Below are 14,650 nucleotides of genomic sequence, written 5' to 3'. Positions count from 1 at the left end.
GCAGTTCATTGAACGATAGCCTAGTGTAACGTACATTGCCGGTCGGCCCAATCGCTGGCGCCGCCGACGCGGTTTATTTGCTCTGTGATTAAACAATTCGTCCCGTACGACGTCGGTTGGCCGCGGGTTTTATCGGCGGAGACAAAAAAGCTTTGCAAACGATATTGATAAACATTATCATTCAAATCGCACCTCAATGGTCTGTCTGATAGGCGCCTGCGGGGAGCACGACATTGCTCACATTGCTTACAGTTTCATTTTAATGCCAGCGCGGGTGCTGGCTTTTTTTTATTCCGCCGTCGGCCCCATTCGCGCGGCGTCATCGACCGTCTGCGGCGATATTGCCGCGATCCCCTGCTTTTTCATAATGCCGCGCAGCTGATGGTAGGTAATGCCGAGCAGGTCAGCGGCGCGACGCTGGTTATAGTGCGCCTGCCGCAGCGCGTGGCGCAGCAGGCGGCACTCCTGCTCGCTCTGCCAGGCGCGCAGATCCAGCGGCAGCGTCGGCCACTCGACGGGGCTCGCCTCGCTTGCGGCGGCGTCGGGGATGGGGAAGGGATTAAGCACGATGTTCTCCAGCGCGCCCTCGTCGTCGCCGTGGCGAAATACGGAGCGCTCCACCACGTTTTTCAGCTCGCGGATGTTGCCGGGCCAGCGGTAGTCGAGCAGCGTACGCTGCGCGCGGGCGCTGAAGCCACCGAACAGCGCTCGCCCCAGCTCCCGACACATCTGCATAGCGAAGTGCTCCGCCAGCGGCAGGATGTCCGCCCGGCGCTGGCGCAGCGGCGGCAGGGCGATGACCTCAAACGCCAGACGATCCAGCAGATCGGCGCGAAACTGGCCCGCGGCGGCCAGCGCCGGCAGATCGGCGTTGGTCGCACAGACCAGACGTACGTCCACCTGCAGCGACTGGCTGCCGCCGACGCGCTCCAGATGGCCATACTCGATAACCCGCAGCAGCTTCTCCTGGATCAGCATCGGCGCGGTGGCCAGCTCGTCGAGAAACAGGGTGCCGCCGTCGGCGCGCTCAAAGCGCCCCAGATGACGGCGCTGAGCGCCGGTGAAGGCGCCGGCCTCATGGCCGAACAGCTCGGAGTCCAGCAGGCTCTCGCTGAGCGCGGCGCAGTTAAGGGAGATAAACGGCCCCTGCCAGCGCGGCGAAAGGTAGTGCAGGCGCTGGGCGATCAGCTCCTTACCGGTGCCGCGTTCGCCGAGGATCAGCAGCGGCTTGTTCAATTGAGCCAGGCGTGAGGTCTGCTCTAGCACTTCCAGAAACGCGTTGTCTTCGCCCAGCAGGGTATCGCGATCGGCCATCTCTCACCTTAATGTGGTTATTTTCACTATCTTTTAGTAAAACTCATCACTCCTGTTTCTGCAATCCTCCCGCGGGAATATAATTAACGTTTTGAATTATAATGATTATTAGCCATAACGTAGACTTGGCATGGCTCTTGTATATATCAACGTACACCGTGGCGCCCGCTGGTACAGCAAGGCGGCCGCAATACTGACTGAGCCGAGGATAACATCATGGGTATTTTTTCTCGTTTTGCCGATATCGTGAATGCCAATATCAATACGCTGCTGGACAAGGCCGAAGATCCGCAGAAGCTGGTGCGCCTGATGATCCAGGAGATGGAGGATACGCTGGTCGAGGTGCGCTCCACCTCCGCCCGGGCACTGGCGGAGAAGAAACAGCTGCTGCGCCGCATCGAGCAGGCATCGTTACAGTGTCACGAGTGGCAGGAGAAGGCGGAGCTGGCCCTGCGTAAAGAGAAAGAGGATCTGGCGCGGGCGGCGCTGATCGAAAAACAGCGCGTCGCCGACCTGCTGCTGACGCTGCGGCACGAGGTGGAGAGCGTTGATGAGACCCTTGAGCGAATGAAGCGTGAAATCAGCGAGCTGGAGAGTAAACTGAGCGAAACCCGCGCCCGCCAGCAGGCGCTGGCGCTGCGCCAGCAGGCCGCCGCCTCCTCGCGCGATGTTCGCCGTCAGTTGGACAGCGGCAAGCTGGATGAGGCGATGGCGCGCTTCGAGCAGTTTGAGCGTCGCATCGATCAGATGGAGGCCGAGGCTGAGAGCGTGGGGCTGGGCAAAAAGAAGAGCCTGGATCAGGCGTTTTCTGAATTAAAGGCTGATGACGAAATCAGTCGTCAGCTGAATGAAATGAAGGCCCGTCTGCAGCGCGGCGAATAAGCGCGTCGCGGTTCGGCGCACTGACCATCTATCCAAGGAGCGTATATGGGCTATCTGTTTCTCGCCATTCCATTGACCCTGTTCGTGCTGTTTGTCCTGCCTATCTGGCTGTGGCTGCACTACGGCAACCGCCAGCGCAGCGACAGCGTACTGCAGGCGCAGGAGCAGCAGCGCCTGACTCAGCTGAGCGAGGAAGCGCAGCGGATGCGCCAGCGTATCGGCGCCTTGGAGGCGATTCTGGATGCGGAGCATCCCAGCTGGAGGGACGCCTGATGAGCCCGTCGTTGCCTTCGCGTCGTCTGTACCGCCTGCCTCAGCGCGGGGTGATCAAGGGCGTCTGCGCCGGGATCGCCGACTACTTTGATGTCCCGGTTGCCCTGGTGCGGGCGATGGCGGTACTGTCGATCTTCTGCGGCCTGTTTGTCATCACGCTGGCGGCGTACCTGATCCTGGCCTTTACGCTGCCGGTGGCGCAGGGCGAACGGCCGCCCGAGGCGCCGAGCGCGCGGGCGCAGCTGGCGCGCACCGCCGGGGAGCTGGCGGCGTGCGAACAGCGGCTGCGCCGCTTGGAGCGCTACGTGACCTCGCCGGCGTTTAGCCTGAACCGGCGTTTCCGTCAGCTATAGCGGTATCACCGCTGCCGTATACTCGAGGAGAGGCGTATGACCCCCTTTCGTCAGGCGCGCTGCGCCGGGCCGCTGTGTGCCGCGCTGCTGCGTCACGCTGTGCCGTTGCTGCTGTGCGCCGCACCGGCGGGCATCGCCGCCGGCGTCACTCGCTATGTCGCCTGGCGTCCGCTGCGCGTGATTCTGCGCTGGACGCTGGCGCCCGCGCTGCGACGCGGCGTACGCTATGCGACGGCGCGCCATTTTCAGCAGGGTGTCCGGCGTGACGCGTCGGCCGGACAACGGCAAGGAGAGATATGAAGAAGAGGCTACAGCACGATATCAACGCGTTGGTTAACCGCGGTCTGGATCGCCATCTGTGTCTGGCGGTCACCGGCCTGAGCCGCAGCGGCAAGACGGCGTTCATTACGTCGCTGGTCAATCAGCTGCTGCATCTCCACAGCGGCGCGCGCCTGCCGCTGTTTTCCGCGGTGCGCGAGGAGCGGATCCTGGGGGTAAAGCGGGTGCCGCAGCGTGAGCTGGGGGTGGCCCGCTTCACCTATGACGAAGGCATGGCCCAGCTGTACGGCGAGCCGCCCGACTGGCCCACGCCGACCCGCGGCGTCAGCGAAATCCGTTTGGCGCTGCGCTACCGCAGTAGGGAGTCGCTGCTGCGCCACTTCAAAGAGACCTCGACGCTGTATCTGGAGATCGTGGATTACCCCGGCGAATGGCTGCTGGATCTGCCGATGCTCGATCAGCGCTATCTGGCGTGGTCGCGCCAGATGAATGGCCTGCTGCAGGGCGAGCGGCGGACGCTGGCCGAGCCGTTTCTGCGCCTGTGCGCGGCCTGCGATCCGCTGGCGGCGGCGGACGAGCGCCAGCTGGCGGCCATTGCGCAGGCCTACACCGACTATCTGCTGCAGTGCAAACAGCGCGGCCTGCACTTTATTCAGCCGGGCCGCTTTGTGCTGCCGGGGGATATGGCCGGCGCGCCGGCGCTGCAGTTTTTCCCCTGGCCGGGGCTGGATGAGGCGGGTGAAGCCCGCTTGGCCAGCGCCGATCGGCACAGCAATATCGGCATGCTGCGTCAGCGCTACGACTATTACTGCCGCGAAGTGGTGAAGGGGTTTTACCGTCGACACTTCGCGCGCTTCGACCGTCAGATTGTCCTGGTGGACTGCCTGCAGCCCCTCAACAGCGGGCCGCAGACGTTTAATGATATGCGGTTGGCCCTCAGCCAACTGATGCAGAGCTTTAACTACGGTAAGCGCACGCTGTACCGTCGCCTGTTCTCCCCCTGTATCGATCGGCTGATGTTTGCCGCCAGCAAGGCCGACCATGTGACCGCCGATCAGCATGCCAATCTGGTCTCGCTGCTGCAGCAGCTGGTGCAGGATGCCTGGCAAAACGCCGCCTTTGAGGGGATCAGCATGGACTGCGCCGGCATCGCGGCGATCCAGGCGACCCAGAGCGGGGTGGTGGATCACCAGGGGCAGGCGATCCCGGCCCTGCGCGGAGAGCGGATGAGCGACGGCGCGGCGCTGACGGTGTATCCGGGCGAGGTGCCGGCGCGCCTGCCGCAGGCCGCATTCTGGCAGCAGCAGGGGTTTCATTTTGAACAGTTCCGGCCGCAGCGCATGGCGGTGGACACGCCGCTGCCGCATATCCGTATGGACAGCGTGATGGAATTTTTGCTGGGAGATAAATTACGGTGAACGATCCGATTAAACCGCGCATCGATTTCGATGCGTCGCTGAGCGCGGAGCCGACGCCGCCGCTGCAGCCGAGCATGGCATTCGACGCGCATCAGGCCGAGGCGTTTACGCCGTCGGCGCCGTCAGAGGTCGAGGCGGAGCAGGAGGAGGGGCGGCTGGAAGGGATGGTCAGCTTGGCCCTGCGTCCGCGCCGCAGCCTGTGGCGGCGTATCGCGCTGGGCGGGGTGGCATTGTTTGGCCTCAGCGTGCTGGCGCAGGGGGCGGCCTGGCTGCATCAGGCTTGGATCAGCCAGGACTGGATCGCGCTGGGCGGCTGCGTGGCCGGAGGCATGATCGTCCTGGCCGGCGTCGGCGCCCTGGCCACCGAATGGCGTCATCTCTACCGGCTGCGCCAGCGCGCCGAAGAGCGTGAGCTGGCCGCCGATCTGCTGCACAGCCACGCCGTCGGCGGCGGGCGGGCATTCTGCGAACGCCTGCTGCGCCAGGCCGGGCTGGATGGCAGCCACCCGGCGGTGCAGCGCTGGCAGGCGGCGCTGCACGAGACCCACAGCGATCGCGAGGTGGTCTCCCTGTACGCCACGCTGGTACAGCCGGTGCTCGACAGCCAGGCGCGGCGAGAGATCAGCCGCTACGCCGCCGAGTCGACCCTGATGATCGCCGTCAGCCCGCTGGCGCTGGTGGATATGGCCTTTATCGCTTGGCGCAATCTGCGCCTGATCAATCGTATCGCCGCGCTGTACGGCATTGAGCTGGGCTACTACAGCCGCCTGCGTCTGTTCCGCCTGGTACTGCTGAACATCGCCTTTGCCGGCGCCTCGGAGCTGGTGCGCGAGGTGGGTATGGACTGGGTCTCCCAGGATCTGGCGGCCCGCCTGTCGGCGCGGGCGGCGCAGGGGATCGGCGCCGGGCTGTTGACCGCGCGGCTGGGGATCAAGGCGATGGAGCTGTGCCGCCCGCTGCCGTGGATCGGCGACGATCGCCCGCGTCTGGGGGATTTTCGCCGTGAGCTGATAGCCCAGCTGCGGCGGACGCTGCCTGCGGCAAAGGCAGAGCGCCGAACCTAGCGCCGCCGCGGGGCTGCGCTTCGGCGGAGCCCCCGGTTTACCGCGCAATGGGCAGCGAATCCTCTGCCCCCCATTCGCTCCAGGCGCCGTCGTACAGCGCCGTCTCCTCAACGCCCAGCGCCGCCAGCGCCAGCAGCAGCACCGCGGCGGTGACGCCGGAGCCACAGCTGGCGATAATCGGGCGCTGCAGATCAATACCGGCCTGCGTGAACAGCGCCTGCAACTCCTCCGGCGTCTTGAGGACGCCGTCCCGCACGACGCTGTCCCACGGCAGGTTATAGCTGCCGGGAATATGGCCGCTGCGCAGGCCGGGGCGTGGCTCCGGCGCCTCTCCACGGAAGCGGGCGGCCGCCCGGGCATCAACGATTTGGGTATGGTTATCCTCCAGCGCCGTCAGCACCTGCGCGGCGCTGCGCAGGCGGCGCGTATCCAGCTGAGCCGGGAAGTGTCCCGGCGAGGCGATCGTCGGAGCCCCCTGATGCAGAGGAAGTCCCAGGCGTTGCCAGGCAGCGAGCCCCCCGGCGAGCAGCGAGACGCGCGGCGCGCCAAAGGTCCGCAGCATCCACCAGGCGCGCGGAGCGCTGAACAGCGTACCGTCATCGTAGATCACCAGATGGCGCCGGCTGTCGACGCCCAGCGCCCGCATGGCGGTGCCGAAATCGGCGGCGGACGGCATCATGTGGGGCAGCGGGCTAGCGTGGTCGGACAGCGCATCGATATCAAAGCGCAGGGCGCCGGGGAGGCGCACCGACTCGGCACGGACGGCGGGATCGGCGCGCGACCCCGGGGGGGCCAGGCGGGCGTCAAGCAGTTGGATATCCTGATCCGCCAGGTGGGCGGCCAGCCACTGCGGGGTGACAAACAGAGAGGATGACATGGTAGCTCCGGGTGCGAGGCAAAGGGGATTCCGATTGTATACCGCAACCTTGGCGCAGGGTATGGCCGCGCGCATGGATGCATGAGCTATGCCAGCCTTCCGCGATCTTCGGCTAAAATGTATGATAAATGTATGGTAAGATACTGTACGCGTTGGCTTACGCCCATGGCATCCCGAGCTCCGCGGCGCCCGCGCCGGCGATGGGGCGCTCGACGTAGGTCAACGGCGCTCATCAACCGATGAAAATCGGGGAAGATGACTGGCATATAACAGAAAAATCTGTCAACTTTGGGTGACAGGTAATAGCTTCAGCCGCTGTGCTGGTGGTTTGGGCAAACAACGGCTGTTTTTCGCGTACACACGCAGCATAAGCAGAGTAAGGTCAAAACTAATGCGTCTGGAAGTTTTTTGTGAAGATCGTATCGGTCTAACGCGTGAACTGCTGGATCTTCTCGCCGCCCGTAATATTGATCTGCGCGGCATTGAGATTGATACCATCGGGCGAATTTATCTGAACTTTAATGAGCTGGATTTTGAGGTATTCCGTCAGCTGATGGCGGAGATTCGCCGCATCAGCGGGGTAACCGATGTCCGGACCGTGCCGTTTATGCCCTCCGAGCGCGAGCACCGGGCCATGTGGGCGCTGCTGGAGTCGCTGCCGGAGCCGGTCTTCTCCATCGACATGAAGGGCAAGGTCGAGCTGGCCAACCAGGCGGCGCTGTCCCTGTTTGCCACCAGCGAGGAGAAAATCTGCCACCAGACCGCGGCGACGCTGATCGGCGGCTACAACTTTATGCGCTGGCTGGAGGACGATGACGTCGCGCCGCACAGCGAGAAGGTGGTGATCCGCGGCCAGGATTACCTGATGGATATCATGCCCATCTATCTGGACGACAGCAAACAGACGCACCGCACCCCGGTTGGCGCGGTGGTGGTGCTGAAGTCGGCGGTACGCATGGGGCGTCAGCTGCAGAATCTGGCGGTGAACGACAACAGCGAGTTCGACCATATCATCGGCGTCAGCCCCAAGATGCGTCAGCTGCTGGAGCAGGCGCGTAAGCTGGCGATGCTGGATGCGCCGCTGCTGCTGGTCGGCGAGACCGGCACCGGCAAAGATGTGCTGGCCCGCGCCTGCCATCTGCGCAGTCCGCGCGGTAAAAAGCCGTTCTTGGCCCTGAACTGCGCCGCGCTGCCCGACGAAGTGGCGGAGAGCGAACTGTTCGGCCATGCACCGGGCGCCTATCCCAATGCGCTGGAAGGCAAGAAGGGCTTCTTTGAACAGGCTAACGGCGGCACCGTGCTGCTGGATGAGATCGGCGAGATGTCGCCGCGCATGCAGGCCAAGCTGCTGCGCTTTCTTAATGATGGAACCTTCCGCCGCGTCGGCGAGGAGCACGAGGTACGCGTCGACGTGCGGGTGATCTGCGCGACCCAGAAGAACCTGATCGATCTGGTGCAGCGGGGGCTGTTCCGCGAGGATCTCTACTATCGTCTCAACGTCTTAACCCTCAATCTGCCGCCGCTGCGCGAACGCACGCAGGATATCATGCCGCTGACGGAGCTGTTTGTCGCGCGCTTTGCCGACGAGCAGGGGATGGCGCGGCCTAAGCTGGCGCCGGAGCTGAGCGCGTTTCTCAGCCAGTATGGCTGGCCGGGCAACGTGCGTCAGCTGAAGAACGCCGTGTACCGCGCCCTGACGCAGCTGCAGGGCTACGAGCTGCGCCCGCAGGATATCGTGCTACCGGAGTTTGAGGCCGAGATGGCGCTGGGTGACGAGGTGCTGGACGGTTCGCTGGATGAGATTTGCAAACGCTTTGAGCGTTCTGTGCTGACCCGCCTGTACCGTAACTACCCGAGCACCCGTAAGCTGGCTAAACGGCTGGGCGTTTCCCATACCGCCATCGCCAATAAGCTGCGTGAATACGGACTGAGTAGCCGCCGTCATCAGGATGCCGATCCCCATCACGAGGGGGAGTAAAGGCGTGTGACGCCGTAGCGCAGCCCGCGCTACGGCGCCGATTAAGACGTTACTTCAGCGCGGCCAGGGCGGCCTCGTAGTCTGGCTCGTCGGCGATCTCCGCCACCAGCTGGCTGTAAATCACCCGATTCTCACCATCCAATATCACCACCGCCCGCGCCGTCAGTCCGGCCAGCGGTCCCTCCGCAATCGCCACGCCATACGCCTGCTTGAACTCGCCGCCGCGCAGGGTGGAGAGGGTAATCACGTTATTCAACCCTTCGGCGCCGCAGAAGCGTGCCTGGGCGAAAGGCAGGTCGGCGGAGATGCACAGCACCACGGCGTTAGTGGCCTCGGCGGCCAGCTGGTTGAAGCGCCGCACCGAGGTGGCGCAGACCCCGGTGTCAATGCTGGGGAAAATATTGAGAATTTTACGCTGCTGACCGAAGCTGGCCAGGGTCAGATCTGCCAGATCTTTCGACACCAGGGAGAACGGCTGCGCCGCTTCGCCGGGGCGTGGAAAGTGACCGTCGAGCGTGACCGGTGTGCCACGGAATAAAACAGTCTGCGTCATAATGCTCCCTCTTGTTTCTGGATTGTTAACAATGGGGCAGTGTATGCCAATTGCGGCGCCGTGAATAGGTGATTTGTGTTAAATTTTTGTTTCTCGGCGTGGTGGTCCCGCCCGGCAATAATTAAAAGTGGTGATGAATGCGCGCTTCAGGCAGAGTAGGGGCATAGCGCCAACCGGGCGCCCTTGGGGCTGAGTGACCAACACAGGATAGTGAACGATGCAGCTTTTTCGTCTGGCCGCCGCGGCGGCCATTGGGGTCGTCGTCAGTAACGGCGCCCTGGCGGCGCAGGTGCCGCCGGGCACCGTTCTGGCGGAGACGCAGAGCGTGGTACGCCATCTGAAGGATGAGCCAGTATCGCTGGATCCCGTCGCCGCCGTCGGATTGACGGAGGCGCAGGTGCTGCGCGATCTGTTTGAGGGGCTGGTTAATCAGGGGCCGGACGGCAGCGTCCAGCCCGGCGTCGCCTCCGCCTGGCAAAGTAAGGATCAGCAGCGCTATGTCTTTCAGCTGCGCGATACGGCGCGCTGGTCTAACGGCGATGCCGTCACCGCCTATGACTTTGTTTATGCCTGGCGACGTTTGGTCGATCCGCAGACCCACTCCCCCTTTGCCTGGTTTGCCGAGACGGCGGGGATCGCCAACGCCGCGGAGATCGTCAGCGGTCAGCTGCCCCCCGATCGGCTGGGTGTAACGGCCCCGGATGCCCGTACGCTGGTGGTACAGTTGAATCGCCCGCTGCCCTATTTCCCACAGCTGTGCGCCCATTTCAGCCTGTTCCCGCAGCCGCAGAAGGTGGTCGAGCGCTACGGCCAGGCGTGGACGCGCCCGGGTAACCTGGTGGGCAACGGCGCGTTCCAGCTGGCGCAGCGGGTGGTCAACGAACATATCGTGCTGACGCCGAACCCCTATTACTGGGATCACGCCCAGACCCGGCTGACCAGGGTGACCTTTGTTCCGATAAACCAGGAGAGCGCGGCGACCAAACGCTATCTGGCCGGGGATCTGGATATTACCGAGTCTTTTCCAAAAAACATGTATCAGGCGCTGAAAAAGCGCATTCCCGACGAGGTGTTTACGCCGGTTCAGCTGGGCACCTACTACTATGCGTTCAATACCCGCCGGGCGCCGCTGAACGATGCGCGGGTGCGACGCGCGCTCTCCTATGCCATCGATCGCGAGATCATCGCCGGCAAGGTGGTGGGCAGCGGGGAGAAGCCAGCCTACCGGCTGACGCCGGATGTGACCGATGGCGTGGTGCCGCAGCCGCTGCCGATGCAGCGGATGAGCCAGGCGGAGCGTAACCGTCAGGCGCGGGCCTGGCTGCGCGAGGCGGGCTACGGGCCATCGCGCCCGCTCCGGCTGACGCTGCTGTATAACACGGCGGAGAATCACCAGAAAATTGCCATCGCCGTGGCATCGATGTGGAAAAAGAGCCTGGGGGTTCAGGTCAAGCTGACCAATCAGGAGTGGAAAACCTACGTCGATAGCCGTAACAGCGGCCAGTTTGACGTGGTGCGTGCGTCGTGGATTGCCGACTATAACGAGTCCTCCAGCTTTCTGGGGCTGCTGGGGAGCCGCCACAGCGGCAATCTGAGCGGCTTTAGCCAGCCGGCATACGATGCGCTGCTGCAGCAGGCCGCGCGGGAGGGCAATGGGCAGACGCGTAGCGCCATCTACCAGCAGGCAGAGCGCATGCTGGCGGAGGAGGCGCCGATCGCTCCGCTGTACCAATACACCAATGCCCGTCTGATTAAGCCCTGGGTAAAGGGGTATCCCATCAATAATCCAGAGGATGTCGCCTACAGCCACCAGCTGTATATCCTACAGCACTAGCCGGTATTATTCCGCGGGAGGGTGATATTTTCCGCGTCGGGCCGTGGCGCTAAAATAAGCGCGCCATGGCCATTCTATTATGCTTATTTAAGTAAAAAGCATATTTAACGTATTTTCCCGGAGGGTGCCGTGCAAATAGGCGCTCAGAATAAAGCAAAAAATAATGTTTTATTTCATTCTGTATCTGCAATGGCGATAAAAATAGGCCTCATTTCCCCTCTGACGCATCATTTCATCTTAGATGGCCAAAACTGACGCTTTGGGCTGCGCCGTGCCCTCGGCGCGCAGGTGGCAGGCGATGCGCCGGCGCATTTTCTCCCGTCGTTCGCCCAGCGCGAAGGTCCGCGAAGATGTTGCCGGCTATACTTTGGTAATCATTTGAAAACAAGTGTAAATTGCAGAATTATTTAGAGCAATGCTGGCAGAATAAATTGCCATTACGTAAGTAAATATTAATATTTGTGTTGAGCGCCTGCGGCTGTCGCCCCAGGCCGGTATCCGGCGCGGCGGCGTCGGTGGACACAGAACAGATCGGGAACCCAGCATGAAACGTGCATTGACTGCAGTAAGCCTTGTGCTGTCGCTATGGATGGCGGCAGGGAGCGGCGCCCACGCGGCGGACTATCCATTGCCGGCGCCGGACAGCCGCCTTATCGGCGAAAACTTCACCTACACCGTTCCCCGCGACGGCAAGCCGCTGGAGGCGACCGCTGCACGCTTTCAGATAGGGCTGTTGGGGATGCTGGAGGCCAATCCCGGCGTGGATCCCTTCCTGCCTCGACCGGGCAGCGAGCTGATCATCCCCGCCCAGATGCTGCTGCCGGACACGCCGCGTGAGGGGATCGTTATCAACCTTGCCGAGCTACGCCTGTTCTACTATCCGCCGGGAGAGAATCGGGTGGAGGTGTATCCGATCGGCATCGGTCAGCTGGGGCGCAATACGCCGGAGATGGTGACCCGGGTCTCTCAGCATATCAAGGACCCGACCTGGACGCCGACCGCCAATATCCGCCGCCACTATCAGGCGCAGGGGATCAGCCTGCCGGCGGTGATGCCCGCCGGGCCGGATAACCCGATGGGGCGCTTTGCGCTGCGTCTGGCCGCCCAGGGCGGGGTCTACCTGATCCACGGCACCAACGCTGACTTTGGCATCGGCATGCGGGTCAGCTCCGGCTGTATCCGCCTGCGTCCGGGGGATATCGAAGCGCTGTTTCGCAGCGTACCGGGCGGCACCCGGGTGCAGATCGTCAATCAGCCAGTGAAGACGTCGGTAGAGCCGGACGGTAAGCGCTATGTCGAGGTGCACCAGCCGCTGTCGCGCACCGAGCGCGACGATCCGCAGACGATGCCGATCGCGTTAAACGGTCGGGTATCCGCCTTCGCCACCAGTCCGCTGACGGATCGCGCGGCGTTTGACGAGGCGATGGCGCGACGCTCCGGTATGCCGGTGCTGGTGAGCCATGCTGCACCGGCCAGCAGCGCAGCCTCCGCCACCGCGCCGGTCAGCGCCGCGACCCCGGCTAATGCACCGGTCAGCAACGCAGCCTCCGCCATCGCGCCGGTCAGCGCCGCGACCCCGGCTAATGCACCGGCCAGCAACGCAGCCTCCGCCACCGCGCCGGCGCCGATCGACGCCGCGATCCCCGAGGCGGTATTAAACGGCCGCTAAGGGGGCTAGGAGCACTCGGCGTATCCTAAGGGGAGGGTTTTACCTCCCTTTTTTTCTACGTATCATAGCGCGGCGCAGAGCGCGCTGTGTGGGTGAGGGCGGCGTTGAACGGTAGCGACGTGCTAGAGGTGAGCGGTGAGAGGGCGCGATAGAAATAAAAAAGGCGCACCGAAGTGCGCCTTTTTCGCTCAGCTCAAGAAATCTTATTTCTTGTAAGCGTGAGCCATGTTGTCCAGACGCTGGTTAGCGCGAGCTGCGTCGTCTTTAGCAGCCTGAACGTCAGCGCGCATTGCGTTCACGTCAGAAGACAGCTGGTCAACTTTGGTGTTCAGAGTCTGAACGTCAGAAGACAGCTGGTCGATTTTAGCGTTGGAAGAGCAGCCAGCCAGCAGAGTAGAACCCAGGATAACAGCGCCCAGTACCAGTTTAGTACGATTCATTATAAAACCCTCTAGATTGAGTTAATCTCCATGTAGCGTTACAAGTATTACACAAACCATTTTCTAAAGAGAATAAATTTTTCATGCTAAAGCGGTTTATTTTGATCGTTCGCTCAAAGAACCACCTTGTTTTGCGGGAAGGTTAAAAAAGAGAGACAAAACAGGTCGCTTCTATTGGAATCTTCTTATTTCGCTATTCAGTTAATTCTATTAATAATATCAATTCAAGAGATAAAAATGTTGTACCAGGATAAAAAAAGCGCCGCAGAGCGGCGCTTGAATTTAATTATTTTTGTGCTATCAGAGCACGTGTACTGAGGCGGTGTTGGTGGTGCCGCTCGGTACCAGTGCGCCGGAGACCATGACGACAACGTCGCCTTTCTGCGCCAGACCACTTTCCAGGGCAGCGTCTTTACCGATGCGATAGAAATCGTCGGTAGAGGCGATCTCTTTGACCATCATCGGGATGACGCCTTTGCTCAGGATCAGCTGACGGGCGGTGACCGGGTTGGTGGTCAGGGCCAGGATCATCGCATCCGGGAAGTACTTACGGACGGCCTTGGCGGATTTGCCGCCGGCGGTGGCAACGACGATCAGCGGGGCATCCAGCTTCTCGGCGGTCTCTACCGCGCCGCGGCATACCGCTTCGGTGATGCGCAGCTTACGTGAGTCGTGCAGGGTGTCGATACGGCTCTGCATGACGCGATCGGTACGCTCACAGATGGTCGCCATGATGCCGACGGCTTCCAGCGGGTATTTACCCTTGGCGCTTTCGCCGGACAGCATGACGGCGTCGGTGCCGTCGAGGATGGCGTTGGCAACGTCACCGGCTTCCGCACGGGTCGGACGCGGGTTTTTGATCATGGAGTCCAGCATCTGGGTCGCGGTGATGACCACTTTGCGGGCGCGATTGCATTTTTCGATCATCATCTTCTGCGCGAAGATAACTTCTTCTACCGGGATTTCCACGCCCAGATCGCCACGGGCAACCATGATGCCGTCGGAGGCTTCCAGGATTTCGTCGAAGTTGTTCAGGCCTTCCTGGTTTTCGATCTTGGAGATGATCTGGATCTGCTCGCCGCCGTGGGCCTTCAGGTGCTCACGGATTTCCAGTACGTCGGCGCGCTTACGGATGAAAGAGGCGGCGACGAAGTCAACGCCCTGCTCGCAGCCAAAGACCAGGTCGCGCTTGTCTTTTTCGGCCAGCGCCGGCAGCTGGATAGACACGCCCGGCAGGTTAACGCCTTTGTTCTCGCCCAGGTCGCCGTTGTTCAGAACCTTGCACACCACGGTGCTTTCGGTGACATCGGTCACTTCCATGCCGATCAGGCCATCGTCCACCAGCACGGTGTTGCCGATGCGCAGGTCAGCGGCGAAGCCCGGGTAGGTGACGGCGACGCGGTCGCTATTGCCGATGACGCTCTGGTCGGTGGTGAAGGTGAAGGTCTGGCCGGCGGTCAGGGAGACGTCATTGCCGCCTTCCAGCTTCATGGTGCGGATTTCCGGGCCCTTGGTGTCCAGCAGGATAGCGGCTTTCTGGCCGGTCTTCTCCATGACAGCGCGCAGGTTTTTGATGCGCTGGCCGTGTTCTTCATAGTCACCGTGGGAGAAGTTCAGACGCATTACGTTCATGCCTGCGTTCAGCAGTTTACCCAGCATCTCTTCGGATTCGGTCTTCGGACCGATGGTGCATACGATTTTGGTCTTTTTCATGAC

14 protein-coding genes are annotated in these 14,650 nt (G+C 62.2%); 9 read left to right on the top strand and 5 right to left on the bottom strand.

Annotated elements, in window-relative coordinates; all coding sequences use genetic code 11:
* Window positions 1–288: 288 nt before the first annotated feature.
* Window positions 289–1,314 carry a phage shock protein operon transcriptional activator gene (gene pspF, locus L1P05_RS08990; protein WP_012848705.1) on the bottom strand — a complete coding sequence of 342 codons (1,026 nt, stop codon included), beginning with the start codon at window positions 1,312–1,314 and terminating at the stop codon, window positions 289–291.
* A gap of 216 nt (window positions 1,315–1,530) precedes the next feature.
* Between pspF and pspA the strand changes: the two genes are divergently transcribed.
* The 6 genes from pspA to L1P05_RS08960 are packed head-to-tail and all read left to right on the top strand — an operon-like array spanning window position 1,531 to window position 5,583.
* Complete coding sequence (gene pspA, locus L1P05_RS08985) at window positions 1,531–2,196, top strand: phage shock protein PspA (RefSeq protein ID WP_012848704.1); 666 nt, start codon at window positions 1,531–1,533, stop codon at window positions 2,194–2,196.
* 45 nt (window positions 2,197–2,241) lie between these two features.
* On the top strand, window positions 2,242–2,469 hold the full coding sequence (pspB, locus tag L1P05_RS08980; protein WP_012848702.1) for an envelope stress response membrane protein PspB: 228 nt from the start codon (window positions 2,242–2,244) through the stop codon (window positions 2,467–2,469).
* On the top strand, window positions 2,469–2,822 hold the full coding sequence (pspC, locus tag L1P05_RS08975) for an envelope stress response membrane protein PspC (RefSeq protein WP_012848703.1): 354 nt from the start codon (window positions 2,469–2,471) through the stop codon (window positions 2,820–2,822). The genes pspB and pspC overlap by 1 nt, the downstream gene beginning before the upstream one ends.
* Window positions 2,823–2,858: 36 nt before the next feature.
* Window positions 2,859–3,122, top strand: coding sequence for a hypothetical protein (locus tag L1P05_RS08970; RefSeq protein ID WP_012848701.1), 264 nt, complete (start codon window positions 2,859–2,861; stop codon window positions 3,120–3,122).
* Window positions 3,119–4,519, top strand: a complete 1,401-nt coding sequence (locus L1P05_RS08965; protein WP_012848700.1) for a YcjX family GTP-binding protein — start codon at window positions 3,119–3,121, stop codon at window positions 4,517–4,519. The genes L1P05_RS08970 and L1P05_RS08965 overlap by 4 nt, the downstream gene beginning before the upstream one ends.
* Window positions 4,516–5,583: a TIGR01620 family protein gene (locus tag L1P05_RS08960; RefSeq protein ID WP_012848699.1), complete on the top strand. Its 1,068-nt coding sequence runs from the start codon at window positions 4,516–4,518 to the stop codon at window positions 5,581–5,583. Before L1P05_RS08965 ends, L1P05_RS08960 begins: the two co-directional genes overlap by 4 nt.
* A gap of 37 nt (window positions 5,584–5,620) precedes the next feature.
* Here the strand turns inward: L1P05_RS08960 and sseA are convergent, their stop codons facing one another.
* Window positions 5,621–6,460: a 3-mercaptopyruvate sulfurtransferase gene (gene sseA / locus L1P05_RS08955; RefSeq protein ID WP_012848698.1), complete on the bottom strand. Its 840-nt coding sequence runs from the start codon at window positions 6,458–6,460 to the stop codon at window positions 5,621–5,623.
* Between the two features lie 391 nt (window positions 6,461–6,851).
* On the opposite strand from sseA, the gene tyrR reads away from it, so the two are divergent.
* The gene (gene tyrR / locus L1P05_RS08950; RefSeq protein ID WP_012848697.1) at window positions 6,852–8,438 is read left to right on the top strand and encodes a transcriptional regulator TyrR; all 1,587 of its coding nucleotides are present in this window, start codon (window positions 6,852–6,854) and stop codon (window positions 8,436–8,438) included.
* A 49-nt stretch (window positions 8,439–8,487) separates the two neighbouring features.
* On the opposite strand, the gene tpx is transcribed toward tyrR, so the two are convergent.
* Window positions 8,488–8,991: a thiol peroxidase gene (gene tpx, locus L1P05_RS08945; RefSeq protein ID WP_012848696.1), complete on the bottom strand. Its 504-nt coding sequence runs from the start codon at window positions 8,989–8,991 to the stop codon at window positions 8,488–8,490.
* Window positions 8,992–9,208: 217 nt separating this feature from the next.
* Here tpx and L1P05_RS08940 point away from each other — a divergent pair, with 217 nt between their 5' ends.
* Window positions 9,209–10,825 carry a peptide ABC transporter substrate-binding protein gene (locus L1P05_RS08940; RefSeq protein WP_012848695.1) on the top strand — a complete coding sequence of 539 codons (1,617 nt, stop codon included), beginning with the start codon at window positions 9,209–9,211 and terminating at the stop codon, window positions 10,823–10,825.
* 544 nt (window positions 10,826–11,369) lie between these two features.
* Window positions 11,370–12,494 (top strand): L,D-transpeptidase family protein, encoded by a 1,125-nt coding sequence (locus L1P05_RS08935; protein ID WP_012848691.1) that lies wholly within the window; start codon window positions 11,370–11,372, stop codon window positions 12,492–12,494.
* 203 nt (window positions 12,495–12,697) lie between these two features.
* Here the strand turns inward: L1P05_RS08935 and L1P05_RS08930 are convergent, their stop codons facing one another.
* Window positions 12,698–12,934, bottom strand: a complete 237-nt coding sequence (locus tag L1P05_RS08930) for a major outer membrane lipoprotein (protein WP_005285548.1) — start codon at window positions 12,932–12,934, stop codon at window positions 12,698–12,700.
* 300 nt (window positions 12,935–13,234) lie between these two features.
* On the bottom strand, window positions 13,235–14,647 hold the full coding sequence (gene pykF, locus L1P05_RS08925) for a pyruvate kinase PykF (protein ID WP_012848688.1): 1,413 nt from the start codon (window positions 14,645–14,647) through the stop codon (window positions 13,235–13,237).
* Between the last annotated feature and the right edge of the window lie 3 nt (window positions 14,648–14,650).

It is taken from the genome of Edwardsiella piscicida (assembly GCF_021733145.1).
In the GTDB taxonomy this organism is placed as follows: domain Bacteria; phylum Pseudomonadota; class Gammaproteobacteria; order Enterobacterales; family Enterobacteriaceae; genus Edwardsiella; species Edwardsiella piscicida.
The sequence above is the reverse complement of the archived record's forward strand: the minus strand, read 5'-3'. Positions and strand labels throughout refer to the sequence as shown.

Bases quoted from the DNA above. Each gene is read 5' to 3' on its own strand.
- pspF (WP_012848705.1), bottom strand. From the start codon at position 1,314: ATGGCCGATCGCGATACCCTGCTGGGCGAAGACAACGCGTTTCTGGAA.
- pspA (WP_012848704.1), top strand. From the start codon at position 1,531: ATGGGTATTTTTTCTCGTTTTGCCGATATCGTGAATGCCAATATCAAT.
- pspB (WP_012848702.1), top strand. From the start codon at position 2,242: ATGGGCTATCTGTTTCTCGCCATTCCATTGACCCTGTTCGTGCTGTTT.
- pspC (WP_012848703.1), top strand. From the start codon at position 2,469: ATGAGCCCGTCGTTGCCTTCGCGTCGTCTGTACCGCCTGCCTCAGCGC.
- L1P05_RS08970 (WP_012848701.1), top strand. From the start codon at position 2,859: ATGACCCCCTTTCGTCAGGCGCGCTGCGCCGGGCCGCTGTGTGCCGCG.
- L1P05_RS08965 (WP_012848700.1), top strand. From the start codon at position 3,119: ATGAAGAAGAGGCTACAGCACGATATCAACGCGTTGGTTAACCGCGGT.
- sseA (WP_012848698.1), bottom strand. From the start codon at position 6,460: ATGTCATCCTCTCTGTTTGTCACCCCGCAGTGGCTGGCCGCCCACCTG.
- tyrR (WP_012848697.1), top strand. From the start codon at position 6,852: ATGCGTCTGGAAGTTTTTTGTGAAGATCGTATCGGTCTAACGCGTGAA.
- tpx (WP_012848696.1), bottom strand. From the start codon at position 8,991: ATGACGCAGACTGTTTTATTCCGTGGCACACCGGTCACGCTCGACGGT.
- L1P05_RS08940 (WP_012848695.1), top strand. From the start codon at position 9,209: ATGCAGCTTTTTCGTCTGGCCGCCGCGGCGGCCATTGGGGTCGTCGTC.
- L1P05_RS08935 (WP_012848691.1), top strand. From the start codon at position 11,370: ATGAAACGTGCATTGACTGCAGTAAGCCTTGTGCTGTCGCTATGGATG.
- L1P05_RS08930 (WP_005285548.1), bottom strand. From the start codon at position 12,934: ATGAATCGTACTAAACTGGTACTGGGCGCTGTTATCCTGGGTTCTACT.
- pykF (WP_012848688.1), bottom strand. From the start codon at position 14,647: ATGAAAAAGACCAAAATCGTATGCACCATCGGTCCGAAGACCGAATCC.